We start from the raw sequence: 23,893 nt of genomic DNA on the forward strand, positions 1-23,893 counted from the left end.
CCGGTCGGGACCGCCATTTTTTTTACATAAAGGCTCGGTAGCTCAGTCGGTAGAGCAGAGGACTGAAAATCCTCGTGTCGGCGGTTCGATTCCGTCCCGAGCCACCATTTTGAAATCGCAAGCCGGCTTAGCTCAATTGGTAGAGCAACTGACTTGTAATCAGTAGGTTGGGGGTTCAAGTCCTCTAGCCGGCACCACTTTCAAAATGAGCCATTAGCTCAGTTGGTAGAGCATCTGACTTTTAATCAGAGGGTCGAAGGTTCGAATCCTTCATGGCTCACCATTTATAATTTAATGCGGGTGTAGTTTAGTGGTAAAACAAGAGCCTTCCAAGCTCTGGTCGAGAGTTCGATTCTCTTCACCCGCTTTTCAATTATGGGCCTATAGCTCAGCTGGTTAGAGCGCACGCCTGATAAGCGTGAGGTCGATGGTTCGAGTCCATTTAGGCCCACCATAATTGTTCCGCAGTAGCTCAGTGGTAGAGCTATCGGCTGTTAACCGATCGGTCGTAGGTTCGAGTCCTACCTGCGGAGCCATATTATAGAGAAGTACCCAAGTGGCTCAAGGGGCTCCCCTGCTAAGGGAGTAGATCGCGAACGCGGTGCGAGGGTTCGAATCCCTTCTTCTCTGCCAGAACTGGCCCGTTGGTCAAGTGGTTAAGACACCGCCCTTTCACGGCGGTAACACGGGTTCGAATCCCGTACGGGTCATACTAAAAGAGATAGCATAATCTGCTATCTCTTTTTTGTTGATTATAAATATAGAAGAAGCTATGCCACATTATAAATAATACATTTAAAAAAGTTATATTAATCTAAATAGGATTACCTCTTCTCATACATAAGAAAAGGTAATCCTATTTTTGAATATATTTTAACTCTCTACTGAATGTTCATCTGGTTTCATAACAGCATGACTATATGCGGAGTGGAGTGTTTTGTATCCTAAAAGTGCAATAGTTAAGGCAAGTCCTCCTGCCATAATAGCCACACTAAATCCTGCACGAGCTCCAAAGTTATTAATAACTAAACCAGCTACTGCTGATCCTAGAGAGACTCCAATACCAAGTCCTGTAATTGCCCAAGTCATTCCTTCGGTTATTTTTGATTCAGGTACGATTTTTTCCACTAGTCCCATAGTAATAATCATAGTAGGAGCGACAGATAGCCCTGCAAAGAAAACAATAACTACTAGCCAAGCGATAGTGTTTACGAAAATTAGTGGCAGCATTGTTATCATGGATAGTGTGACGGCTATTAAAAATTGATTATAGGGTGGAGTACGGAGTTTAAGGGTACCAAAAATAAGACCTGCCAGGCATGAACCGATTGCATAGACGGAAAGCACAAAGCTAGCAGCTACTGCGTTTCCTTGATGCTCAGCAAAAGCTACACTAACTACATCTATTGTGCCAAATATAGTACCTATAGCGATGAGTGTAAATACTAGTACTCGTAATGAACCAATTTTAAATACTGTTCCTTTATTTGTAATGTCGTGGGGATGTACAGGCGGTTCTGTACTTTTTTGAATGGTAAATAGGCATACTCCGATTGTAAGAAAAACAGATGATAAAAGTGGCCCTGCTTCTGGGAAGAACATAACACTTAAACTGACAGATAACACAGGACCAATTATGAAGCAAATTTCGTCGACGACCGATTCAAATGAGAATGCTGTATGCAATTTATGGGATCCACGGTATAGTTTAGTCCACCGTGCACGTACCATGGCCGACATGTTTGGCATACAACCTGCACATAGGGCAGATAGAAATAACGTCCAATAAGGCGCTTCATATTTTGTACATAGGAGTAAGAGAATTGTAAAGAAAACACTGATACCTGTAGTCGGAAGAAGGATGCGAGATTGCCCTAAATGATCGGCCATACGAGAAATATGAGGAGCTAGTAAAGCTGATGATAATGTAAAGGTGGCTGCAACGGCTCCAGCAAGCCAATAGTCACCACGTAATTGAGATAACATTGTAACAATACCAATGCCCATCATTGATATGGGCATACGAGCTATAAATCCTGCTAATGAGAATTCTTTTGTACCAGGAGCTCTAAAAATCTCACGGTAGGAATTAAACATAATAATCACCAAAGTATTTGACGTTTACATATACATTCTTCATTCTTTTAACTCCTCCTCTGTTTCATTAATACTTCTATAAAAAGGGGCAGTGAGTCAATGTAGGGTATAAGTAAGAAGTTATATTATCTTGTGAGCTAGAAAAAATTGACATACGCACCGTATNNATACGGTGCGTATGTCAATTGAAATGTTTTATCTCTGGAGAGAGGACTGACGTTCAAAGGATTTCTTCTTTTACATAGAGAACGATACTATAATGGGATCCATCTTGAATAAAGGAAATAAGTAGATGTAGGAGGAAAAGATGGTTAGAAAAACAAGAGCAGAAATGATTATTGAAACACGTGCTAAATTGCTGAGTGCAGCAAGAGAGGCTTTTGGAACAATTGGATATGTAAACACATCTATGGATGATTTTACAGCATCTGTCGGTTTAACCCGTGGTGCAATTTATCATCATTTTGGTGATAAAAAAGGATTGTTAGAAGCGGTTGTAAAAGAAATTGATATGGAAATGGATAATAAATTAAGGAAAGTATCAGATGAGGCGGAAGGGGAATGGGAAGGGTTTGTTGGGCGCTGTCGTGCTTATTTAACGATGGCACTTAATCCAGAAATTCAGCGAATCGTACTTCGTGATGCACCAGCAGTATTAGGAACTAGTTATTATCAATCATCACACTCACAATGTTTAGTGACGATGGCGGAGATGCTTCAGCAACTAATGAATGCTTGTATTATTGAAAAGACGGACTATGAAGCTTTAGCAAGGTTCATAAATGGTGGACTAGTGGATCTCGCTTGTTGGATCGCAAATTCTGAAGATGCAGAAGCACAGTTGTCTAAAGCGTTGCATAGCCTGTCACTTATATTGAATGGTTTATTATTAGAAAAGAATGCATGATTTTAACTAATATTTTTTTATTAATATACGGTAATGGTTAAAAGGGAGGTGATAATGTGATTACATTTTTTGTGAATATTAGGATTTTGATTATAGAAAGTAAATTTAGTTGCAGGGAAGAATCAAATCACATTATTTTTATTCACAATCTAAAGAAAACGCCTCCATTGAGATTGATTTCATACTTGATTTAATAACTTTACACTCTATGTGAAAAAGTTCACAAATAGGTCATAATTTGTGAAGTAATTCACAATGATACGTGCTACAATATGAATGTAAAGAAGTTAAACAACATTAAATTAGTATTTTAATTAATTACTTAAATAATCATAAAAAAATATATGTGAACAATAGAGAGGGGAAATTATCATGAAAAAAGGTATCAATCGTGTAGTATTAGTAGGGACAGGAGCTGTAGGTTGTAGTTACGCTTACTCAATGATCAACCAAGGTGTAGCTGAAGAATTCGTACTTGTAGATGTGAATGAAGCTAAAGCAGAGGGGGAAGCAATGGACTTAAGCCATGCGGTACCATTCTCTCCATCACCAACAAAAGTTTGGAGCGGTAGCTATGCAGATTGTAAAGATGCAGATTTAGTTGTTATCACTGCTGGATTACCACAAAAGCCAGGTGAAACTCGTTTAGACTTAGTTGAGAAAAACACAAAGATCTTTAAACAAATCGTTCGCGGTATTATGGATAGCGGATTCGATGGAATCTTCTTAATTGCAACTAACCCAGTTGACATTTTAACTTACGTAACTTGGAAAGAATCTGGTCTACCAAAAGAACGCGTAATCGGTTCTGGTACAACTTTAGACTCTGCTCGTTTCCGTTACATGTTAGGTGACTACTTAGATGTAGATCCACGTAACGTTCATGCTTACATCGTTGGTGAGCACGGTGACACTGAACTTCCAGTATGGAGCCATGCTACTGTAGGTGTGCAAAAACTAGAAACAATCTTAGCTAACAACGAACAGTACAAACAAGAAGATTTAGATAAAATCTTTGAAAATGTGCGCGATGCAGCTTACCATATCATTGAACGTAAAGGTGCAACTTACTACGGAATCGGTATGTCACTACTTCGTGTAACTAAAGCAATCTTAAGTAACGAGAACAGCGTATTAACTGTATCTGCATACCTTGAAGGACAATACGGTGAGAAAGATGCTTTCGTAGGTGTTCCAGCTGTTATTAACCGCGAAGGTGTACGTGAAATCGTAGAACTTGAGCTAAATGAAGATGAAAAAGCAAAATTCGCTCATTCTGTAAAAGTATTAAAAGAAACAATGGCACCAGTACTATAATAATTGTTAAATAATTCAGAGGCGGGAAACTGCTTCCTACCTCTGAATTCATATAATTTAATATAAATTCCTTTTCCGGTTTCCCTTGTATATCCCCAATATACCCCTTTTGCTGGATAAGGGTCGTTTATAGAAAAGAGCACTCTACTTTAGATAGAGTGCTCTTTATTATTATTATTTTTTTTTAGGCGTTAATCCCAATTTCTTTAAAATATCTGTGAGTGTACCGCTCTTTGATTTTTCTACAGGTGTTTGTGATTTAGATGCATCTGGACCTTTTTTCAAGAAGTTCTTTTCAACGAAGCGAATATCTTTTTCGTCGACAATACCATCTTTATTAAGATCGCCGTCTTTTACAGTTAGTCCTTTTTTACCATAGTTGCTAGCGATAATTTCAGCATCTTTCATATCGATTACTTTATCACCATTTACATCGCCGGCAAGGTTTTCGTCAGGTCGTGCATAATAGTATTGACCAAGTAGCTTACCATCTTTTTCAGTACCTAATTTCGTTGTTAGAAGGCTTGTTAAATGGCCTGGTACTTCTACATATAAGTTATAGTCGCGTTTATTAACTGGAAGTCCATTCAGCTTGAAGTATCCGTATTTATCTAGTGAGCCTTCAAACTTATGACGGTAAGAATCAGTTGCATATACTTTTACGCCAAGCTTTGTATAATCGAACTTTTCATCTAAATATCCACGTTCATTTAAGAATGCACCAGGTTTAATATTTCCTTCTACTAGTGAGTTTAAGGACATAACTGAGAATGTTTGATCTTGAAGTACACGCATTCTATTCGGTTCTGATTCACCTTGTTTCCAGTAAACGAAAACTGGTGTCTCTAATTGAGCATTTGCTGCATAAAACTCATCATTTTCTACTTTGAAAGTTACATCAATGAACGGGAAATCACCATCTAATCCAGCGAAGTTTTTGTCATTGATGGCGCCGCCAACTGTCACAGAACCTGCCTCTAGTTTCGGTTCATTTACTTTCGCTGTTACTCCTTTTTCGGAAAGGAGTTTTTCAAAAGCAGGATTAAATTTCGCATTTGCAAATTTGAAGTTCTTCTCTAGGAAGTTTACATTAAATTGCCCAGAGACAAATTGTTTTACGTGTTTTGCGTTTAGTGTTACTGTGAACTCGTCATTTTTATATAACTCTTTTTTATCATAACTAGCTTTCGCATATTGAGCACCTTGCGGGACAAACCAGTAATTATTTACACCGCTTGGATAGTCAGGACCTGCAGTTGCATAATCGAAAATGTATACGCCTGTGTTCATTGGGCCTTCCGTTCGGAATAAGTCAGGTGTAATGCCAACTTTAAAGTCTCCGTTTGCATCAATTGGTAAAAATTTATGCAAGTAAGGAGAATAGTTATAGTACATAACCCCATTCGCTTCTTGCGTAATATTTAATCCTTTTCCTTTTAAGTAGTCAACGTTCGAATCGTACACATTTCCTTTAATCCATAGTGCCTTTTTACCGTCTTCTACTGTATAGTTTTCTTCATTTAATTCATAAATACCGGGTTTTACTCCAGTTAACTTCACTTCAGGTGGTGTATTATCAATTATGACATAATCACCTTTCACACGTGCTTTCCCAGCTTTATCATAGCCGACAAACTCAATTGTGTAGTCTCCTTCTGGTAAGTTGATTTTCTCATCACCGATTGGTTTTGCAGGATCATTTGTAAAAGGATACACATTTCCGTTAAAGAATGAATCTAAGTAGTAGTACACATCCGTTTTTAGTCCACTAGTGTTTAACGTTCCAATGAAACCGAGAGCTTTATTTGTTTTTGAATCCTTCACGATAAGATCTAATGTCTCAAGTTCGCTATTTAATTGGAATGCCCCGTGTAAATAAGATTCACGGTATGGATTGAATTTAGATGTATCAGTTGAAATGGCCTTTCTTGATAATAGCGCATTTTCAATACCAGGCTCTGATACACGAATAGAGAATGGTATTTGATACGTTTCTTCTTTATTTTTCGTATTTGTAATGTGAATATATCCTTCATATCGGCCTTGTTTCACACCGGCTGGAACATTAATTTTTGCTTCAATTTCATCTGCTTTGCCAGCATCAAGAGTAATTGTTTCTGGAACAGAAACTTTTACGCCATTTGCGGTAGCATCGTTAATAGTGGAAGAAGCTGGTGTATAAGAAATTTCTGTTTTAAATTCTTTTTTCTCTTTTTTATTATGATTTTCAACTTTTATATTCCGTTTTTGCTCGAGAGCTTCTCCATCTTTTTGATAAAATTTACCGAATGCAATGGATCCAGTTTCTTCGGGTACTTCAATCACTTCATCATTTACAACAGTTTGTGTCGTATCTAATACTTTAAAGCTTGTTTCAGTATGAACGGCGTTGTAAGCATCTACTCGTCCAGCTCCAACTTCATATACGGAATACTTTTCTTTTAAATCATCAGCAGTGTTCATAATAGATGCTTTAACATCGAATGGAGAGTAGTCTCGGTGTTCTTGTAAAACTAAAGCAGCAACGCCAGCGATATGAGGTGAAGCCATGGATGTTCCTTGCATACGCTCATAGGAAACATCATAGTTTTCGCCCTCTTGTGGGTCGTTAATATATTCAGGCACTGTTGAAAGTACAGCAACACCAGGCGCTGTAATATCTGGTTTAATATCATCATTTGCTGTAACAGGACCGCGTGAGCTAAAGTCTGCAAGATGATCGCCTTCTGTTTGAATGTAATTAATTTCATCGAAAGTTAAGGATGTGCTACCTTGTTCGATTTGAACTTTTAGTTTTTCACCATCTTCTTTCGTTAGGCGGAATGCTGGAATGTATTTTGTGCTTTCACCAACGTAGAAAGGAATCTCTCCATCCACATTGTTATAAATAATAACGGCTTTTGCACCGGCTTGTTTTGCGTTAGCAATTTTTTCATCAAATGAGGTTGTACCACGTGCAACGAGAGCGATTTTTCCTTTTACATCCTTTTTACTAAACTCGTCAGCTGTACCGATTCCTACAGATTCAATAGGTAAAGATTGTCCTTTGAAATCTTCTATTCTATCAGTGAAATTTTTTCCAAATAAAATCAAGTTAGGGAATTGTAATTGTCCAGCATGACTTGATAGTTTCGGTAAGGAAATAGAACTATCGCTTGCTCCAACCGTAATAGCGAATGGAGAAGCACCTGGTGATCCGAGTGTTGATGGGTTTGGTCCAGAGTTACCAGCAGCAACGACTGTAACAACGCCTGAAAGCATCGCATTATTAACAGCGATAGATGTTGGATCAAGTGGATTGTTGCTATCATCACCTAGCGATAAGTTAATAACGTTCATACCGTCAGAAATAGATTTATCAATTGCAGCGATAATACCTGAACTATCTCCACTTCCATATGGACCGAGTACACGATAGTTATATAGTTCAATGTCAGGTGCCACACCTTTTACTGCTGAATCCGATTTGTTTTTCTTTTGAGCAGAAACGATACCTGCTACGTGAGTACCGTGTGATGTGTAGAAGGCAGAACCACGGTTATCAAATTCAGGAGCGCCAGATTGTTGCCACTCTGAATAAGTAGTCTCCATCGGATCTGCATCGTTGTTAATAAAGTCCCAACCTTTTACGGAGTTTGGATCTACTTTGCTAGAGTCCTCACCAGGTTTTGCACGATAGCCTTTATACACGTCTTTTAGATCAGGATGATTGTAATCAATCCCTGTATCTAATACCCCAACTTTAATACCTTTTCCGGTAATGCCCTCACTATGTAACTTATCTACCCCGATTTGTGGGATGCTATCTGTTAGTTTTTGAGGAGCTTTTTGCTGCGCTTGTTTCGGCAAATTCAATTTTACTTCGTAATCTTTCCAAATACGTTTTACAACACCAATCCGTAACAATTCTTCAACTGTATTTGCCGGTAATGTCATTGCAACGCCATTTATCGCATACTTATAAGAACGTTTAATTTGTACAGACTGGAAATTTCCTGATTTTACTGATGGGCTAAATTGATAAAGACGTTTTAGTCCTTTTTCAAATTCGTCATGTTCCTGATCAATACGTGCTTTTATATTTTCAGGAGCAGCTTGTAATCCTTTTTCTTTTTGTTTCAGTTCATTAATCTTTACTGGAGCAGTTTGAAATTCTACAATGATATTTACGGGCTCAGAACTACTCGTATTAATATCTGGTGAAATTGTAAAACCAGGGTTGGCATCTAACGTTTGTAGTGCCCGGCGTTGTTCTTTAGAAAGTTTTGATAATATAGACTGAGCATTTGAAGATTCAATTTGGTTAATAGGACTTTCGGCAAGTACATTGAACGGAATGGCAGTTGAAAATAGAACGCCAGCCGTTACAATTCCAGTAACAAAACGATTTTTCTTTTTCATTTATAGGCCTCCGGTAATTTATATTTTTAAAAACTATTTCTCCACGCCTGTTGTTTGCTCAGCATGGAATGTCCAGTTTAGCTGTAAGGAATCACCTTGAAATTTATTTTGATCTTGGTCGTTATCCTCAAATGAGAAGAGAACGTGTAAGTAATCTGTTTCACCAGATTTAATACCATCTATTAAGTTATGACGTTCTAGGGACGTAGCGACATCTTCAGGTTTCATAGTTTTTAATTCTGATAGTTTTGTTTCCCACAAAATCTCATGATCATCGTTTGGATTAGATGGCTGTCCATCGTTCACTAGAAACTTGACGACAATGTGATCACCTAAATCTTCACCGTCATTATTTTGCTTTGCATCTGTAACGTCATATGATGTTTCAAGTGCTACTTTTGCAATATCCAATGTACCTTTGTTTTCAAGCTTGAAGTTCCTTTCAATAAAATCACCTGGTTTTAAATCTTTCACATTAACGATTACACTTGGATTAAGAGAAAGATCTAGTGTTCCAGCTTGAAATGAGTTGCTTGATGTTTCTGAATCACTGAAATAAGCGAATACACCGCCGAATGTAAGGGATAAACCAAGTGAAGCGGTAACAACTCCCATTCCTACTTTTTGTTTTAATGACATAAGAAAGCCCCCTAGTTAAATTTTTATAGCGACCATTCGTAACAAGGATAAATAAGTAAACATAGTAGTCCGCTATGAATTGTAGTTACGAAAGATCAATGTTCTTTATTGAGAACAAGTATATGCTTATGAATTTCGCATTTCAATAAAATTGTGACAAAAAATATTGAGAAACATTTTTTTATGACAGATTATTTTATGGTTATTTCAAGTGTAAAATAGCGTGAAAGATAGGATAAACCTAATAAAATAAAGGTTGAGAAAAAAATAATAGGTGGAAATATAGAAGTAGAATGAAGCGTTTGCAATGAATATTCGTCAAAATTCGATATTTTACACAGAAATGTGAAGAAAAACTAACATTTTTAAGAAAAAAACGAATGTTTTTTATAAATTAACAAGGATATCATAGTTTTTCGCAGAAATAGTTAAAGTATAAAAAATTCTGTCATCTAAGTGAGGTGAGCATATTGAGTGTAATAAATTGTGAAGAAGTGAAACGAGATGAGTTTCATACAGAAAAGTACTATGACAGTTATAACATCTTTGGGGCACATATTGTGACGGAAGATGGGATGCGAGGTGTACGATTCACAGTATGGGCTCCTCATGCGAAAGCAATGAGTGTTGTTGGAGATTTTAATGAGTGGGATTATGAGCAACATAAGATGCTACAAGTGACAGAAGAGGGAATTTGGTCCTTGTTTATACCGCATATTGCAGAAAGAGAAATATATAAATATGCGATTGAAACGTTGGCTGGTGACGTCATTTTAAAGGCAGATCCGTATGCTGTATATGCAGAAGTAAGACCGAATACGGCATCTGTAGTTTTTGATATAAAGGGATATGAATGGAATGATAAAAACTGGAATCGTAAGAAAAAGAAAAAATCGGTTTATAAAGAAGCGATGACAGTTTATGAATTGCATTTTGGTTCTTGGAAAAAGAAAGAAGATGGAACACTGTATTCTTACAGGGAAATGGCAGAAGAGCTCATTCCATATGTGGTGGAACATCAATTTACACATATTGAAATTATGCCGCTTGTTGAGCATCCATATGATCGTTCTTGGGGATATCAAGGAACGGGATATTATGCCGCAACGAGTAGATTCGGTACACCACATGATTTGATGCATTTTGTCGACGAATGTCATAAATATGGAATCGGTGTCATTTTAGATTGGGTACCGGGGCATTTTTGTAAAGATGCTCACGGTTTATATTTGTTTGATGGCACACCGACCTATGAATATAAAGATAAAGATGTACAAGAAAATCCAGTATGGGGAACTGTCAATTTTGATTTAGGGAAGAGAGAGGTACGTAATTTCTTAATTTCAAATGCGTTATTTTGGATGAGATATTTCCATATTGATGGTTTCAGAGTAGATGCAGTTGCGAACATGTTGTACTGGAATAAAGAAGGACAAGAGCAAAGTAATGAGCATGCTATTTCATTTTTGAGAGAGTTAAATGAAGCAGTGTTTGCAGAGGATGAAGATTTTCTGATGACGGCAGAAGATTCAACAGCTTGGCCACTTGTAACAACTCCAACGTATGAAGGTGGGCTTGGATTTAATTACAAATGGAACATGGGCTGGATGAATGACGTGCTGAAATATATGGAGTGTGCGCCTGAATATAGGAAACACATTCATGAGAAAATGACGTTTTCTTTACTATATGCGTACTCTGAAAACTTCATATTACCGCTTTCTCATGATGAAGTCGTTCATGGGAAAAAGTCGTTATTAAATAAAATGCCAGGTGATTACTGGGATAAGTTTGCTCAGCTTCGTTTATTATATGGATATTTCTTTACTCACCCAGGAAAGAAGTTACTTTTCATGGGAGGAGAATTCGGACAGTTTGATGAGTGGAAAGACCTTGAAGATTTAGATTGGAATTTACATGATTTTGAAATGCATCGTTATATGCATGATTACTTTAATGAGCTCATAGCATTGTATAAGCGCTCAAAACCACTTTGGCAGCTTGACCATTCACCTGAAGGCTTTCAGTGGATTGATGCGAATAATAATGAGCAAAGTATTTTCTCTTTTATCCGCCAAGGGGATAAACAAGAAGATGCGTTAGTTGTCGTATGTAATTTTACGAAAGCTACATATGAAAACTATAAAGTAGGTGTACCAGATTTCGAGTATTATAACGAGATTTTAAATAGTGATGCTGAGCAATATGGCGGATCGGGGCAAGTGAATAAGAAACGTCTTAAGACGATTCTAGAACCGTACCATAATCAAGCAGCACATGTAGAGATTACAATTCCACCATTTGGCGTATCCATATTACGACCAGTGAAGACGAGAAAGGGGAGCAAAAAACAAGATGGCTCAAAAACAAAAGTGCGTAGCAATGTTACTAGCAGGGGGAAAAGGTAGTCGATTAAGTGCATTAACAAAAAATTTAGCCAAGCCAGCTGTTCCATTTGGTGGTAAATATCGCATTATTGATTTTACGCTAAGTAACTGTGCGAATTCTGGTATTGAAACGGTTGGGATTTTAACGCAATATCAACCACTTGAACTTCATAATTATATCGGAATCGGAAATGCTTGGGATTTAGACCGAGTAAACGGTGGGGTCACAGTATTACCTCCCTATGCGGAGTCTTCAGGGGTTAAGTGGTATACAGGTACGGCAAGTGCCATTTATCAAAACTTAAACTATTTAAGTCAGTATGAACCGGAGTATGTTCTTATTTTATCAGGCGACCATATTTATAAAATGGATTACAGCAAAATGTTAGATTACCATATTGAGAAAGAATCGGACGTTTCCATTTCTGTTATTGAAGTGCCTTGGGATGAAGCGAGTCGCTTTGGCATTATGAATACAAATGAAGAGATGGAGATTGTTGAATTTGAAGAGAAACCACAATTTCCAAGAAGTAATCTTGCATCAATGGGAATCTATATTTTTAATTGGGCAATTTTGAAAGAGTATTTAGAGATGGATGCAAGAAACCCTGAATCTAGTAACGATTTCGGGAAAGACGTCCTTCCGCTTTTATTAGATGAAGGGAAGAAGTTGATGGCGTATCCGTTTGAAGGATATTGGAAAGATGTTGGAACGGTGAAGAGCTTGTGGGAAGCAAATATGGATTTACTTCGCGATGAAACATCACTTAATTTAAACGATCGTAATTGGCGTATTTATTCTGTCAATCCAAATGAGCCACCTCAATATATTGCGGAAAAGGCAAAAGTAGAAGAATCGCTTATTAATGAAGGGTGCGTCATTGAAGGGGACGTGAAGCATTCTGTGTTATTCCAAGGAGTGACGGTGGAAGAAGGAAGTATGGTGATTGATTCCGTCGTTATGCCAGGAGCGAAGATTGGTAAAAATGTTGTGATTGAAAGAGCGATCGTTGGATCAGAGATGGTTATCGAAGATGGAACAATTATTCGTCCAGAAAAGAATGTTGACGATGTAGTATTAATTGCTGAAGGGAAATAGAAAAGGGGGATGAAATGAATGGGAGAAAAAATGTTAGGAATTATTAATGCAACGGGAAGTTTTCCTTCCTTAAAGAAAGTAACAGGGCATCGTTCACTAGCGGCGTTACCGTTTGGGGGCCGTTATCGACTCATTGATTTCATGCTTTCAAATATGGTGAATTCTAATATTCATAGTGTGGCAGTTTTTACAAGCCATAAAAATCGTTCGTTAATGGACCATGTCGGTTCAGGAAAACAGTGGGATTTAGATAGAAAACGAGACGGACTATTTTTATTTCCGCCAAACTGCCAATGTGACCAAGATGAGTTTGGGTCTTTTGCACACTTTAGAAGACATATTGATTATTTTCTAAGAAGCAGAGAAGAGTACGTTGTTATTACGAATAGCCATCTTGTAACAGCATTAAATTTCCAAGCGGTGTTAGAGCGACATATACATACGGAGGCTGATATTACGGAAGTTTGCCATGAAGGGGTTTCGCTTCAAACATACGTGTTAAAGAAACAATTATTGTTAGATTTATTTGAGACATATAAAGATGTGGAGCAATATAGTTTATTTGATGTAGTGAGAGAAAAACGCGGGAAATCATTACACATTGCTACATATGAACATACTGGATATGTAGCAATTATTGACTCGATTGAAAGTTACTATAAACATAGCTTAGAAATTTTGCAACCTGCTATTTGGAAGCAATTATTTAGGAAAGAAGCACCAATCTTTACGAAAGTAAAAGATGAGCCACCAACTCGTTACTTAAAGGGTGCAGTCGTGAAAAATACAATGATTGCAAACGGCAGTATTATTGAAGGGGAAGTAGAAAACAGTGTTGTTTCCCGTTCAGTTAAAATTGGAAAAGGCTCAATTGTTCGTAATAGCATTATTATGCAAAAGAGCCAAATTGGAGATAACTGTATAATAGACGGTGTTATTATTGATAAAGACGTGAAAATTGGCGACGGTGTCGTATTAAAAGGAAACGCTGATGAGCCGTATGTTGTAGAAAAAGGAAGCGTACAAAACAGTACAATTAATAGTTATTCCTAAAAAATCAGTGGGGGGATACCCTCCACTGATTAAAGTTTTAATTTAAATGAAAACTCGAAGGGAGGAAGCTGCAAGAGGAGTAATAAAAACTTTTCGTGCAGTGGGACAACAAGTGAATATTTTATTTGCAGTATCAGAATGTGTACCGTTTGTGAAATCGGGAGGATTAGCTGATGTAGCGGGTGCGCTCCCAAAAGAGCTGAAAAAATTAGGAGTGGACGTTCGTATTATACTTCCGAACTATAGTCTCATTCCGCAAAAGTTAAGAGATGGATGTACGCTACATAAAGTAATTAACGTCCCACTTGGGTGGAGAAATCAATATTGTGGAATTTTAAAAGGTCAGCAAGACGGGATTACGTATTACTTAATAGATAATGAATATTATTTTAAGAGAGATTCTCTGTATGGTCATTATGATGACGGAGAGCGTTTTTCTTATTTTTCAAAAGCTGTTTTAGAGTGTATTCCGCATCTTGATTTCGAAGTAGATGTTCTTCATAGCCACGATTGGCATACAGCTATGGTGAATTTCTTACTGCGTGAAAAGTATCAAGATAACCCATTATATGAGCATATTAAAACGGTATATACGATTCATAACTTGCAGTTCCAAGGTGTATTTTCTCCTGAAGTGATGTATGACTTGTTAGAGCTTGGTGATGAATATTTCCATAGTGAGCAGCTAGAGTTTTATGGAAACGTAAACTTTATGAAAGGCGGTATTATCGCTTCTGATCAAATTACAGCGGTTAGCCCGACATATAAAGAAGAAATTCAATATGAGTTTTTTGGTGAGAAGTTAGATGGATTGTTACGGAAATATAATGATAAGCTTAGCGGCATTGTAAATGGAATTGATACGAGCGTATATAATCCAGAAACGGATTCGTATATTACTGCTCAGTATGATGCAGATTCACTATATGAAAAAGGTGAAAATAAACGTGCATTGCAGCGATATTTTGGTTTGCCAGAAAAAGAGGATACACCAATTATTTCAATGGTAACGAGATTAACGAAGCAAAAAGGTCTTGATTTAGTACGTACTGTATTCCGCGAAATAATGGAAGAAGATGTACAATGTATTATTTTAGGATCAGGTGATTCGGAATATGAGCAATTCTTTGAGTGGATGGCATATGAGTATCCTGAGAAGGTGAAAGTTTATATCGGATTTAATGAAGAATTAGCTCACCAAGTGTATGCGGGAAGCGATTTGTTTTTAATGCCATCGCTGTTTGAACCGTGTGGACTTGGACAACTTATCGCATTAGCGTACGGTACGATTCCAATTGTAAGAGAAACAGGTGGATTAAACGATACGGTACATTCTTATGATGAAGAAACAGGCGAAGGAAATGGCTTTAGTTTCACGAATTTTAATGCACATGACATGCTACATACGGTTCACCGTGCAATTGAATTTTATCACGATAAACCAGTGTGGGAGCAACTTGTAAAACAAGCGATGACTGAAGATTATAGCTGGGAAAAATCGGCTCTTGCTTATAAGGAATTGTATAAAGGTCTCATGGAATAACATGTAGGTGGTGAAAAAATGTTTACTCATGTTGAAAGTTTTAAATCAACTTTTCTAGAAAAGTTAGAGACGATGTATGGGAAAAGTTTCAAAGATTCTACAACTCGTGATCAATATAATACGCTCGGCCATATGGTGCGTGAGTATATGAATAGTCAATGGATTACAACGAACGAAAGTTATCGCTCTGGAGAGCAAAAGCAAATGTATTACTTGTCTATTGAGTTTTTGCTTGGGCGTTTACTTGGAAGTAACATATTGAATTTAGGTATTAGAGATGTATGTGAGCAAGGATTATCTGAACTAGGGATTTCATTGCAAGAGTTAGAAGAAGTGGAAGCAGATGCAGGCCTTGGTAATGGTGGACTTGGACGCTTAGCAGCCTGTTTTCTTGATTCACTCGCATCTTTAAACTTACCAGGACATGGCTGTGGAATTCGTTACAAACATGGTTTGTTTGATCAAAAAATTGTTGATGGTTATCAAGTTGAATTTCCAGAACAGTGGCTTCTTCATGAAAACGTATGGGAAGTAAGAAGGCATGATCAAGCTGTAGAAGTAAGTTATTTCGGTAGTGTTGAACCGCTAGAAATTGACGGGCGTTTAGAGTTCAGGCATACAAATGCAGAAGTCATTATGGCAGTGCCATATGATGTGCCGGTAGTAGGCTATGAGACGAGTACTGTAAATACACTTAGACTTTGGAATGCTGAACCAGTTCCTTTCCCACAAAATTGCAAAGATATTTTGAAATATAAGCGCGAAACAGAGGTTGTATCGGAGTTTTTATATCCAGATGATACGCATGACGAGGGGAAGATACTTCGTTTAAAACAACAGTATTTCCTCGTATCAGCAAGTTTGCAAAATATCGTTCGAATGCATAGAGAAAGATATGGTGACCTTCGTCAACTACATGAAAAAATTGCGATTCACATTAACGATACACATCCGGTTTTAGCAATTCCAGAACTGATGCGTATTTTACTAGACGAAGAAAAGTTAACATGGGAAGAAGCTTGGCACATAACGACGCAGACGATTTCTTATACGAATCATACGACGTTATCAGAAGCGCTCGAAAAGTGGCCAATTCACATTTTTAAACCATTATTACCGAGAATTTATATGATTATTGAAGAGATTAATGAACGTTTCTGTCATGAACTTTGGGAACGTTATCCTTATGAATGGCATCGCATTGAAGACATGGCAATTATTGCGCATGATCTTGTGAAAATGGCTCATTTAGCAATTGTCGGTAGCCATAGCGTAAATGGTGTAGCAAAAATTCATACGGAAATATTAAAGCAGCGGGAAATGCGATTGTTTTATGAATTTTATCCAGATAAGTTTAATAATAAGACGAATGGAATTGCTCATAGGCGCTGGCTTATGAAAGCAAATCCACAGTTAACAAATCTCATTTCAGAGGCGATTGGAACAGAGTGGAAGAAAGAACCGATTAAGCTTCAAGCGCTGCAAACAGTTCAACATGATGCTAGCTTCCAAGAGAAATTTGCAGAGGTAAAACAAGAGCGTAAGCTAATTTTAGCGGAGCGTATTCATAATAAAATGGGGATTGCGATTGATCCAAATTCTATTTTTGATGTGCAAGTGAAAAGACTACATGCTTACAAACGACAATTATTAAATGTTCTTCATATTTTATATTTGTATAACCGTTTGAAAGAGGATGCTAGTTTTACATTTTATCCGCGTACTTTCATTTTTGGGGCGAAAGCGTCACCTGGCTATTATTATGCGAAAAAAATTATTAAATTAATAAATGAACTTGCAAGAAAAGTAAATAATGACCCGTACGTCAGTCAATATATGAAAGTTATCTTTCTAGAAAACTATCGAGTTTCTTTAGCAGAAGATATATTCCCGGCGGCGGATGTAAGTGAACAAATTTCAACGGCGAGTAAAGAAGCATCAGGAACAGGTAATATGAAATTTATGATGAATGGTGCGATTACACTCGGAACGCTAGACGGAGCTAATGTTGAAATAAAAGACCGTGTCGGTGATGATGGCTGTTTCATTTTCGGTTTAACAGCGGAGGAGGTTCTTCATTATTATCAAAATGGCGGATATCGTGCAAGTGATTATTATCACCACAATAGGCATATTAAAAAAGTAGTAGATCAATTAACAAATGGTTTCTTTGCACAGTCGGGGGCTGAATTTGAAGCAATCTATGATTCTCTCGTTATTCAAAATGATGAATATTTCGTTCTGCGAGATTTTAGTCCATATGCGGAAAGACAAGAAGCTGTCGGTAGAGCTTATGAGAATCGGGCGAAGTGGCTAGAAATGTCGATTTTAAATATTGCACAGTCTGGTCATTTTGCCAGCGATCGAACGATTTTACAGTACAGCAATGAAATTTGGGGTATTGGTAATGCGGTTAAGCAGTTTTAAAGAGGTTGCTATGTTTGGGGATATATTATAAACTTTCTAACAAAAATTTACATTAATAAGTAAAGCGAGCTTAATTTTATTAAGCTCGTTTTACTTATTTTGCTTAAGAAAGAAATGGAATAGTGGTATATATTATACCTGTCCCATCATACTCTCCTGTCGCAAAGTATGAAAATGTAAAGAAACCTGTAACCGTAAAAATTACAATAAGAAACAGTGCGAAGATAAATTTTAACATGTAAGGTCCCCTCATCCAAAAATAACTTCATATATTATTATAGTATACGAATATTTTATTTCCAATTGTTTACTGGTTAAAAATGAGAAGTCAGACATGTTTTGTATGTTGTAATGGAATGATTATTTGTAATGGATTTTGTGTTTTTTGTAAATGTCATATTGTGATGGACGTGTGCATACTCCCAATCATGATCATTAAAATTTATGTTTCGGGGAGGAAGAAGTGGAACGACATCAAATAAGTTGACGAAACGAAAGCTACTAGCTACTTGTAGTTTATAATAATTTCGAAAAGCGATATCTCCTACTTTTGGAGAAGCAAATGTATAAAGTCCATACTGTGCGAAGGCAGTATTTATACGTGCATCTAATATGTGTAATGTGGCAAGCGCGCCACCTAGACTATGCCCAGTAGCTAGCAGTTTTTTATGTGCTGGCAATGAGACGAGCATATCCATAATAGAATCACGACAAGACTCATAAATAGAGAGAAAGCCGTTATGGACATTTCCGCTATTTAAAGCATAAGGATAAGGTTTTTGATTGACGAGAGAGTCAATAATCCAATCTGGGTCTGTTTGAGTGCCCCTGAAGGCAACGATAATTGTATCCTCAGATTCTAATATAAATCCGAACCATTCTGTTGTTTGAATGGCCTTTCCTTGAAACCCTTGTACATATTGAAAACCATCTGGTATTTCGAAAATACCATTTTGTTTATATTGTTCATACGTTAACTCACAACAAGAAGCTAACAGTATGGCAGTGTCTTTATCAAAGGATAAAGGAGTACGCATTAAGGAAGCCCTCCTTAAGAAAAAGTATAGTTTAATATATGCAGTGAGGAACTTGATTCATGCTTTTGGAAAAAAGACTTGAACCTACAGTTACGTGAGGGAGTATGATTTTTGTAAACATATTGTTAGGAGGAGTGTAAGATGAGCAAAAGGGAAGGCTGTTCAATTGGTGAGTTTTCAAAGAGAACAGGCACATCAATACGGACACTACAATATTACGATGAAATTGGACTACTTAAACCTGAAAAGAAGATTATTTCTGGTCACCGCGTGTACAAAGGAAGAGATATATTAGAGCTACAGAAAATAGTGAGTCTTAAAGTATTAGGATATAGTTTAGAAGAAATACGCGTCATGCTTACAATACCAAGTTTGAATGTAAGTTTAAAAGAAACGTTGGAACAACAAAGAAAAGTCTTTGAAGAAAAGAGAAAACACATTGAAGTTTCGATAAAGGCGCTTGAACGAACAATGGTATGTCTTGAGGAAGATGAAGAGTTGGATAGTGACATATTAATGAGTCTAATTAACAGCATTCAAAAAGAAAACGAACAACGTTTATGGCTTGAAGGATATGTATCAAAAGAATTGGCTGACGGATTATATAATAAGCCGGAAGAAGAGGGCATAGCACTTGATAAAGAATTTGTGCGTTTAGCAAAAGAAGTGAAAAGGTTATTTGGAAGACAAATTGAGGATTCAGAAGTGCAAAAATTGGTTGATGAACATATGAAAGCGACTCTTACGTATGTTGGTGAAGAGACAATGTATTCTCTAGGTAAATTAGAGAATGTAGAAGAACAATATAATAATATGATGCCATCTCCTTATACGGAAGAAGAAGAGGCATGGCTTAATGAAGCGATGGAGTATTATATGATTCGAAATGGTATGTATAGCCCTCTGCAGTAAAAATAAAGTGTCATAGTCATAAACTTTAGAAAAATGCCTCCGATGTTTTTTGCATTGGAGGCATTTTTTACTCTTTTCCATCTAAAAGACGACCAAGGCCACCTAATATACTACTTTCACCAGTACTTTATACAGCTGGGCTTGTAAGAAGTTTGAAAAAATAGCCTGTATATATTTGAACGATGAATAACTTTCCTATTTTCTTGTGCTTGTTCGCACTATATACAGAAAATTTCGGGAAACGAAACGTATTATTTATCTGTTTGTTTTTGCTTTTTTTTCAAATACTCCGCACGCAATTGTTCAAGTTGCTGCTTTTTATCAAATTTGGCAGGCTTTTGTTTTTCATGAAACTTTGCCACAGCTACCTGACTTTTGGAATCCAATTGATATTTTCCCACTTTGTTCACCTACTTTTCTTGTCTTTAAAGAGAATCTATTCAACCAATATAATATACCTTATTTTACTGAAGTAAACCTTATTACTTTATTTCATCTGTTTTTTCTTGTTTGTAGACGTAAATTAAAACACCCTTTCACTGCATTACTGCAAGAAAGGGTGTTTTAATTTCATTATTTTATTAGTCGAGGGCCATGCCAACATAAGGGCACTGTTTACTCTTTTCCATCTAATAAACGACCAAGTCCCCCTAAAACACTACCTTCACCAGTACTTTGCGCTGCTGGGCTTGTAAGGCGTGCTGCTAATCGGCTAAGTGTTAAAGATTGAATCCAAACTGTTCCGGGACCTTCTAATGTTGCGAAGAATAAACCTTCGCCGCCGAATAGAGCTGTTTTTACTTTTCCAACGAATTCGATATCATAGTTAATATCTTTTGTCATGGCAACGAGGCAACCTGTATCAATACGAAGTTTCTCACCAGGTTTTAATTCACGCTTATATACAGTTCCACCTGCGTGCATGAAAGCAAGGCCGTCACCTTCAAGTTTCTGCATGATGAAACCTTCACCACCGAAGAAACCAGTTCCTATTTTTTTCGTAAATTCAATTCCGATAGAAACACCTTTTGCGGCACAAAGAAAGGCATCTTTTTGACAAACGATTTTCCCTTGATATTCTGTTAAATCTACAGGAATAATTTTACCGGGATAAGGAGCAGCAAATGAGACGTGGCGTTTGCCGTGCCCTGTATTTGTAAATACAGTCATAAACATGCTTTCACCTGTAACGAGACGTTTACCTGCTCCCATTAATTTTCCGAATAGACCGTTAGATGGGCCAGAACCATCACCGAAGATTGTCTCCATTTCGATGTAGTCTTCCATCATCATCATTGCGCCCGCTTCTGCGACGACGCTTTCTTTTGGGTCTAATTCAATTTCAACAAATTGCATATCATCGCCATATAACTTATATTCGATCTCATGTGCTTGCATTTTTTCACCTCATAAATATGTAGTAATTATATTGTACAGAAGTTAAAAGAATTAGAATACTGTAGTTTTGTTAATTTTAGACTAAAAATAGAATAAAAATTTAAGGTTATACTAGTATTATAAAAAATGATGGAATGAAAGTGTTCTCATTTGACGTTTTCGATATAGCATGATATAGTGAAAACACTATTGAGCTACATAATGTGGTACGGAAATAAAGCACGTTGTATTAAAGGCTGTAAGCTTGTTATACATTCATGTCCTTTATATCCACCTTTTCATGTGGATTCATAGTTTCATTTTTATTTAGGAGGTACATGACATGCAAACAGGTAAAGTTAAATGGTTTAACGGCGAAAAAGGTTTTGGTTTCATCGAAGTTGAAGGTGGAGAAGACGTATTCGTACATTTCTCAGCTATCCAAGGCGACGGCTTCAAAACTTTAGAAGAAGGTCAAGAAGTTTCTTTCGAAATCGTTGAAGGAAACCGCGGACCACAAGCAGCTAACGTTACAAAAAACTAATTAGCTAGCGATAAAAAGCATTCCGATTTTCGGAATGCTTTTTTTTATTCTTTGGAACTAGATTCGTTCGAAAATAATTCGCCTTTAAAGGTACGTTCTTCGAAGTCATCAAGCATTTGTTCATATTCTTCATGTTCCTCTGTGGCGAAAACTTGTGGGTTTTTCCCGTACATATCCGTGCCGATAAAGTTTTCGAAATCCTCTACGTATCCTACATTTTCCTCGCTATTTATATACATGCCATTATAGTTTTTTGAATCTTGTCTTTCTAAATCAGACGGTGTTTCAGACGTTCCGTAATTTGCGACATCTTGCCATGCATCTTCCGCGTCATACTCGACAGAATAGTCTTCATCGTGCTTATGGAAAGAAGGGGACAATACTTCTTCTTCAACTGGTCGAGTCTCCATATTTAATTTATTTGTCGTGTGCTGTATGCACGTTGTAGCAGTAGGCATTGCTTCTAATCTTTCAAATGGAATCTCCACGCCAGATACTTCACAAATGCCGTACGTACCCGCTTCAATTTTTTGCAGGGCATGTTTCGTATCATCTAGTTGTTTATGCCAAAATTCGATGAGCCCGAAATCCTTTTCCCGTTCGTATAATTCTGTAGCCATATCACCTGGATGGTTGTCATAGCTAGACAGTTCTCCTACTGAATCGCGTTCAGAGGCACGATCTGTATTTTCATGAGTTTGTATCGTTTGTTCCAGTTCTTGTTTTTGTTTTTCTAAAATGGATTTAAATTGACCTATTTGTTGTGGAGTTAACATAGTCGTCCACCTTCCTACAATTCAGTTTCTTTACATAGTATGAACGTTGAGAGGAGGAATTATGAGATGAATTTCAGATATGAAAAAGGAGCTGCATAAGCAGCTCCTTTTTATCCCGCTATTTGCCGGGCAGTAAAACTCCCACCTACAAATTCGGCTGAAGCAAAGAAGATAGGTGAGAGATTAACTGCCCGTAAACGCCTGATTGGTGAGGGCTGATAATCAGTGGGCATGAACACCCCCCACTGATTAAAGTTTCACTTTATAGGAAATATCCAAGTAATAATCCGATTCCCATTAGGAAACCGAAGATTGTATTTGTTTTTGCTGTTGCAATCATCGCAGGTACCATTTCCATTGGAATGCTTTTGCCGATGAAACCTTTTGTCGCTTTAAATGCTTTCGGTGCACTTATAAATACGATAAGCATCCACGGTGATACGATGCCCACGATAATTAAAGCGATTGTCCAAATGTAAGCAACAATGAACATAGAAGCGAGAACACCAACGGCTCTTTCGCGTCCAACGAGAATTGCTAGCGTTTTACGGCCATTCTCTTTATCACCATCTAAGTCACGAATGTTGTTAGATAGTAAAATTGCACCAATTAAAATGGAGCTTGGAATAGATAATAAAATAACTTCTGATGTTACTGTTCCAGTTTGGATAAAGAATGAAATACCAATAATGATAACACCCATAAATAATCCTGCTGTTAACTCTCCGAATGGTGTATACGCAATTGGAATTGGGCCACCTGTATAAAGGTAAGCAACAGCCATACAAACAAGGCCGATTGCAGCAAGCCACCAGCTAGAATTCATACAAATATAAACACCTAATAGTATTGCGATGCCGAAAAATCCGAATGCTAAGTTAAGTACCGTTTTTGGCTGAATGCCATCGCGAACGATAGCGCCGCCAATACCAACTGAACCTTCGTGATCAAGTCCTCTTTTATAATCAAAGTATTCGTTGAACATGTTTGTTGCTGCTTGAATGAGAAGACAAGCAAGAAGCATCATAAGGAAAAGAGGGAGATGTATTTGATTAATACCTCCGACTTGCATCGCATACGCTGTTCCGATGAAAACAGGAACGAAAGCTGCTGTTAATGTATGGGGACGTAATAAACTCCACCAAATGCGCCAGCCTGTTTGTTTATTTGGCTTTTGCGCTGTAGGAGAGGAATTCTTTTCGACGTTCATTTCCATGTTGAATCCTCCTTAGGTCACATATTGTACACAATTAAGTGTAGAAAAAGCATCATTTAGTGTCAACGTTTATTTTCTAGGAAGAGAAGGTGAATTTCTCAGAAATGCTAAACGTTGACAGGCCTTTCGTTTGAGGTGTATCTTAAAATCAAGCGTAATTA

18 protein-coding genes, 8 tRNA genes and 1 pseudogene are annotated in these 23,893 nt (G+C 37.2%); 17 read left to right on the forward strand and 10 right to left on the reverse strand.

Annotation, left to right across the window (positions count from 1 at the left end; translation table 11 throughout):
- Positions 1 to 31: 31 nt before the first annotated feature.
- The 8 genes from COK05_RS12205 (at position 32) to COK05_RS12240 (ending at position 710) form a co-directional block, all read left to right on the forward strand.
- Positions 32 to 107 (forward strand) — tRNA-Phe (locus tag COK05_RS12205).
- A gap of 14 nt (positions 108 to 121) precedes the next feature.
- Positions 122 to 197: transfer RNA gene (locus tag COK05_RS12210), tRNA-Thr, on the forward strand.
- Positions 198 to 207: 10 nt separating this feature from the next.
- A tRNA-Lys gene (locus tag COK05_RS12215) sits at positions 208 to 283 on the forward strand.
- A gap of 13 nt (positions 284 to 296) precedes the next feature.
- Positions 297 to 367, forward strand: a tRNA-Gly gene (locus tag COK05_RS12220).
- 10 nt (positions 368 to 377) lie between these two features.
- Positions 378 to 454 (forward strand) — tRNA-Ile (locus tag COK05_RS12225).
- A 7-nt stretch (positions 455 to 461) separates the two neighbouring features.
- Positions 462 to 536: transfer RNA gene (locus COK05_RS12230), tRNA-Asn, on the forward strand.
- 6 nt (positions 537 to 542) lie between these two features.
- Positions 543 to 633: transfer RNA gene (locus COK05_RS12235), tRNA-Ser, on the forward strand.
- A gap of 5 nt (positions 634 to 638) precedes the next feature.
- Positions 639 to 710: transfer RNA gene (locus COK05_RS12240), tRNA-Glu, on the forward strand.
- Between the two features lie 163 nt (positions 711 to 873).
- On the opposite strand, the gene COK05_RS12245 is transcribed toward COK05_RS12240, so the two are convergent.
- The gene (locus COK05_RS12245) at positions 874 to 2,097 is read right to left on the reverse strand and encodes an MFS transporter (RefSeq protein WP_098612789.1); all 1,224 of its coding nucleotides are present in this window, start codon (positions 2,095 to 2,097) and stop codon (positions 874 to 876) included.
- A gap of 307 nt (positions 2,098 to 2,404) precedes the next feature.
- Between COK05_RS12245 and COK05_RS12250 the strand changes: the two genes are divergently transcribed.
- Together COK05_RS12250 and COK05_RS12255 are read left to right on the forward strand one after the other, a co-directional pair.
- Positions 2,405 to 3,004 (forward strand): TetR/AcrR family transcriptional regulator, encoded by a 600-nt coding sequence (locus COK05_RS12250; RefSeq protein ID WP_098612790.1) that lies wholly within the window; start codon positions 2,405 to 2,407, stop codon positions 3,002 to 3,004.
- A gap of 372 nt (positions 3,005 to 3,376) precedes the next feature.
- A complete protein-coding gene (locus COK05_RS12255) occupies positions 3,377 to 4,321 on the forward strand; it encodes an L-lactate dehydrogenase (protein WP_098612791.1) in 945 nt (314 codons plus the stop codon).
- A gap of 174 nt (positions 4,322 to 4,495) precedes the next feature.
- On the opposite strand, the gene COK05_RS12265 is transcribed toward COK05_RS12255, so the two are convergent.
- Together COK05_RS12265 and COK05_RS12270 are read right to left on the reverse strand one after the other, a co-directional pair.
- The gene (locus tag COK05_RS12265; RefSeq protein ID WP_098612793.1) at positions 4,496 to 8,722 is read right to left on the reverse strand and encodes a S8 family serine peptidase; all 4,227 of its coding nucleotides are present in this window, start codon (positions 8,720 to 8,722) and stop codon (positions 4,496 to 4,498) included.
- Between the two features lie 33 nt (positions 8,723 to 8,755).
- Positions 8,756 to 9,361, reverse strand: a complete 606-nt coding sequence (locus COK05_RS12270; protein ID WP_098612794.1) for a CalY family protein — start codon at positions 9,359 to 9,361, stop codon at positions 8,756 to 8,758.
- 470 nt (positions 9,362 to 9,831) lie between these two features.
- Between COK05_RS12270 and glgB the strand changes: the two genes are divergently transcribed.
- The 5 genes from glgB (at position 9,832) to glgP (ending at position 17,870) form a co-directional block, all read left to right on the forward strand.
- Positions 9,832 to 11,769: a 1,4-alpha-glucan branching protein GlgB gene (glgB, locus tag COK05_RS12275; protein ID WP_098612795.1), complete on the forward strand. Its 1,938-nt coding sequence runs from the start codon at positions 9,832 to 9,834 to the stop codon at positions 11,767 to 11,769.
- Positions 11,717 to 12,847, forward strand: coding sequence for a glucose-1-phosphate adenylyltransferase (glgC, locus tag COK05_RS12280; RefSeq protein WP_000057602.1), 1,131 nt, complete (start codon positions 11,717 to 11,719; stop codon positions 12,845 to 12,847). Before glgB ends, glgC begins: the two co-directional genes overlap by 53 nt.
- 18 nt (positions 12,848 to 12,865) lie before the next feature.
- Positions 12,866 to 13,900, forward strand: a complete 1,035-nt coding sequence (gene glgD, locus COK05_RS12285) for a glucose-1-phosphate adenylyltransferase subunit GlgD (protein WP_098612796.1) — start codon at positions 12,866 to 12,868, stop codon at positions 13,898 to 13,900.
- Positions 13,901 to 14,012: 112 nt separating this feature from the next.
- The gene (gene glgA, locus COK05_RS12290; protein ID WP_098612852.1) at positions 14,013 to 15,443 is read left to right on the forward strand and encodes a glycogen synthase GlgA; all 1,431 of its coding nucleotides are present in this window, start codon (positions 14,013 to 14,015) and stop codon (positions 15,441 to 15,443) included.
- A gap of 18 nt (positions 15,444 to 15,461) precedes the next feature.
- Positions 15,462 to 17,870: a glycogen phosphorylase gene (gene glgP / locus COK05_RS12295; RefSeq protein ID WP_098612797.1), complete on the forward strand. Its 2,409-nt coding sequence runs from the start codon at positions 15,462 to 15,464 to the stop codon at positions 17,868 to 17,870.
- Between the two features lie 103 nt (positions 17,871 to 17,973).
- Here the strand turns inward: glgP and COK05_RS31715 are convergent, their stop codons facing one another.
- Together COK05_RS31715 and COK05_RS12305 are read right to left on the reverse strand one after the other, a co-directional pair.
- Positions 17,974 to 18,108, reverse strand: coding sequence for a hypothetical protein (locus COK05_RS31715; RefSeq protein ID WP_098612798.1), 135 nt, complete (start codon positions 18,106 to 18,108; stop codon positions 17,974 to 17,976).
- Between the two features lie 76 nt (positions 18,109 to 18,184).
- A complete protein-coding gene (locus COK05_RS12305) occupies positions 18,185 to 18,907 on the reverse strand; it encodes a lipase family protein (protein ID WP_001260112.1) in 723 nt (240 codons plus the stop codon).
- Positions 18,908 to 19,048: 141 nt separating this feature from the next.
- On the opposite strand from COK05_RS12305, the gene COK05_RS12310 reads away from it, so the two are divergent.
- Positions 19,049 to 19,819 (forward strand): MerR family transcriptional regulator, encoded by a 771-nt coding sequence (locus COK05_RS12310; protein WP_098612799.1) that lies wholly within the window; start codon positions 19,049 to 19,051, stop codon positions 19,817 to 19,819.
- A gap of 67 nt (positions 19,820 to 19,886) precedes the next feature.
- On the opposite strand, the pseudogene COK05_RS30930 reads toward COK05_RS12310, so the two are convergent.
- The 3 genes and pseudogenes from COK05_RS30930 to COK05_RS12320 all read right to left on the reverse strand — a co-directional run.
- A pseudogene (locus tag COK05_RS30930) lies at positions 19,887 to 19,970 on the reverse strand (TIGR00266 family protein); the annotation flags it as partial.
- Positions 19,971 to 20,070: 100 nt separating this feature from the next.
- Positions 20,071 to 20,220, reverse strand: a complete 150-nt coding sequence (locus COK05_RS31310) for a hypothetical protein (protein WP_000521642.1) — start codon at positions 20,218 to 20,220, stop codon at positions 20,071 to 20,073.
- Between the two features lie 214 nt (positions 20,221 to 20,434).
- Positions 20,435 to 21,217, reverse strand: a complete 783-nt coding sequence (locus tag COK05_RS12320; protein ID WP_001147844.1) for a TIGR00266 family protein — start codon at positions 21,215 to 21,217, stop codon at positions 20,435 to 20,437.
- 322 nt (positions 21,218 to 21,539) lie between these two features.
- Between COK05_RS12320 and cspD the strand changes: the two genes are divergently transcribed.
- Positions 21,540 to 21,740 (forward strand): cold-shock protein CspD, encoded by a 201-nt coding sequence (gene cspD / locus COK05_RS12325; RefSeq protein ID WP_001193052.1) that lies wholly within the window; start codon positions 21,540 to 21,542, stop codon positions 21,738 to 21,740.
- Between the two features lie 44 nt (positions 21,741 to 21,784).
- Here the strand turns inward: cspD and COK05_RS12330 are convergent, their stop codons facing one another.
- Entirely contained in the window at positions 21,785 to 22,516 is a 732-nt protein-coding gene (locus COK05_RS12330) for a yteA family sporulation protein (protein ID WP_098612800.1), read from the reverse strand.
- 262 nt (positions 22,517 to 22,778) lie between these two features.
- Positions 22,779 to 23,732, reverse strand: a complete 954-nt coding sequence (locus tag COK05_RS12335; RefSeq protein ID WP_098612801.1) for a 1,4-dihydroxy-2-naphthoate polyprenyltransferase — start codon at positions 23,730 to 23,732, stop codon at positions 22,779 to 22,781.
- Between the last annotated feature and the right edge of the window lie 161 nt (positions 23,733 to 23,893).

Source organism: Bacillus cereus, assembly GCF_002567495.1.
Classification (GTDB): domain Bacteria; phylum Bacillota; class Bacilli; order Bacillales; family Bacillaceae_G; genus Bacillus_A; species Bacillus_A cereus_AQ.

Coding starts and splice junctions, on each gene's coding strand:
- COK05_RS12245 (WP_098612789.1), bottom strand. CDS start 2,097: ATGTTTAATTCCTACCGTGAGATTTTTAGAGCTCCTGGTACAAAAGAA.
- glgC (WP_000057602.1), top strand. CDS start 11,717: ATGGCTCAAAAACAAAAGTGCGTAGCAATGTTACTAGCAGGGGGAAAA.
- COK05_RS12255 (WP_098612791.1), top strand. CDS start 3,377: ATGAAAAAAGGTATCAATCGTGTAGTATTAGTAGGGACAGGAGCTGTA.
- COK05_RS12250 (WP_098612790.1), top strand. CDS start 2,405: ATGGTTAGAAAAACAAGAGCAGAAATGATTATTGAAACACGTGCTAAA.
- COK05_RS12330 (WP_098612800.1), bottom strand. CDS start 22,516: ATGTTAACTCCACAACAAATAGGTCAATTTAAATCCATTTTAGAAAAA.
- COK05_RS12320 (WP_001147844.1), bottom strand. CDS start 21,217: ATGCAAGCACATGAGATCGAATATAAGTTATATGGCGATGATATGCAA.
- COK05_RS12305 (WP_001260112.1), bottom strand. CDS start 18,907: ATGCGTACTCCTTTATCCTTTGATAAAGACACTGCCATACTGTTAGCT.
- COK05_RS12310 (WP_098612799.1), top strand. CDS start 19,049: ATGAGCAAAAGGGAAGGCTGTTCAATTGGTGAGTTTTCAAAGAGAACA.
- glgP (WP_098612797.1), top strand. CDS start 15,462: ATGTTTACTCATGTTGAAAGTTTTAAATCAACTTTTCTAGAAAAGTTA.
- COK05_RS12265 (WP_098612793.1), bottom strand. CDS start 8,722: ATGAAAAAGAAAAATCGTTTTGTTACTGGAATTGTAACGGCTGGCGTT.
- COK05_RS12270 (WP_098612794.1), bottom strand. CDS start 9,361: ATGTCATTAAAACAAAAAGTAGGAATGGGAGTTGTTACCGCTTCACTT.
- cspD (WP_001193052.1), top strand. CDS start 21,540: ATGCAAACAGGTAAAGTTAAATGGTTTAACGGCGAAAAAGGTTTTGGT.
- COK05_RS12335 (WP_098612801.1), bottom strand. CDS start 23,732: ATGGAAATGAACGTCGAAAAGAATTCCTCTCCTACAGCGCAAAAGCCA.
- glgD (WP_098612796.1), top strand. CDS start 12,866: ATGGGAGAAAAAATGTTAGGAATTATTAATGCAACGGGAAGTTTTCCT.
- COK05_RS31715 (WP_098612798.1), bottom strand. CDS start 18,108: ATGTTAAAATTTATCTTCGCACTGTTTCTTATTGTAATTTTTACGGTT.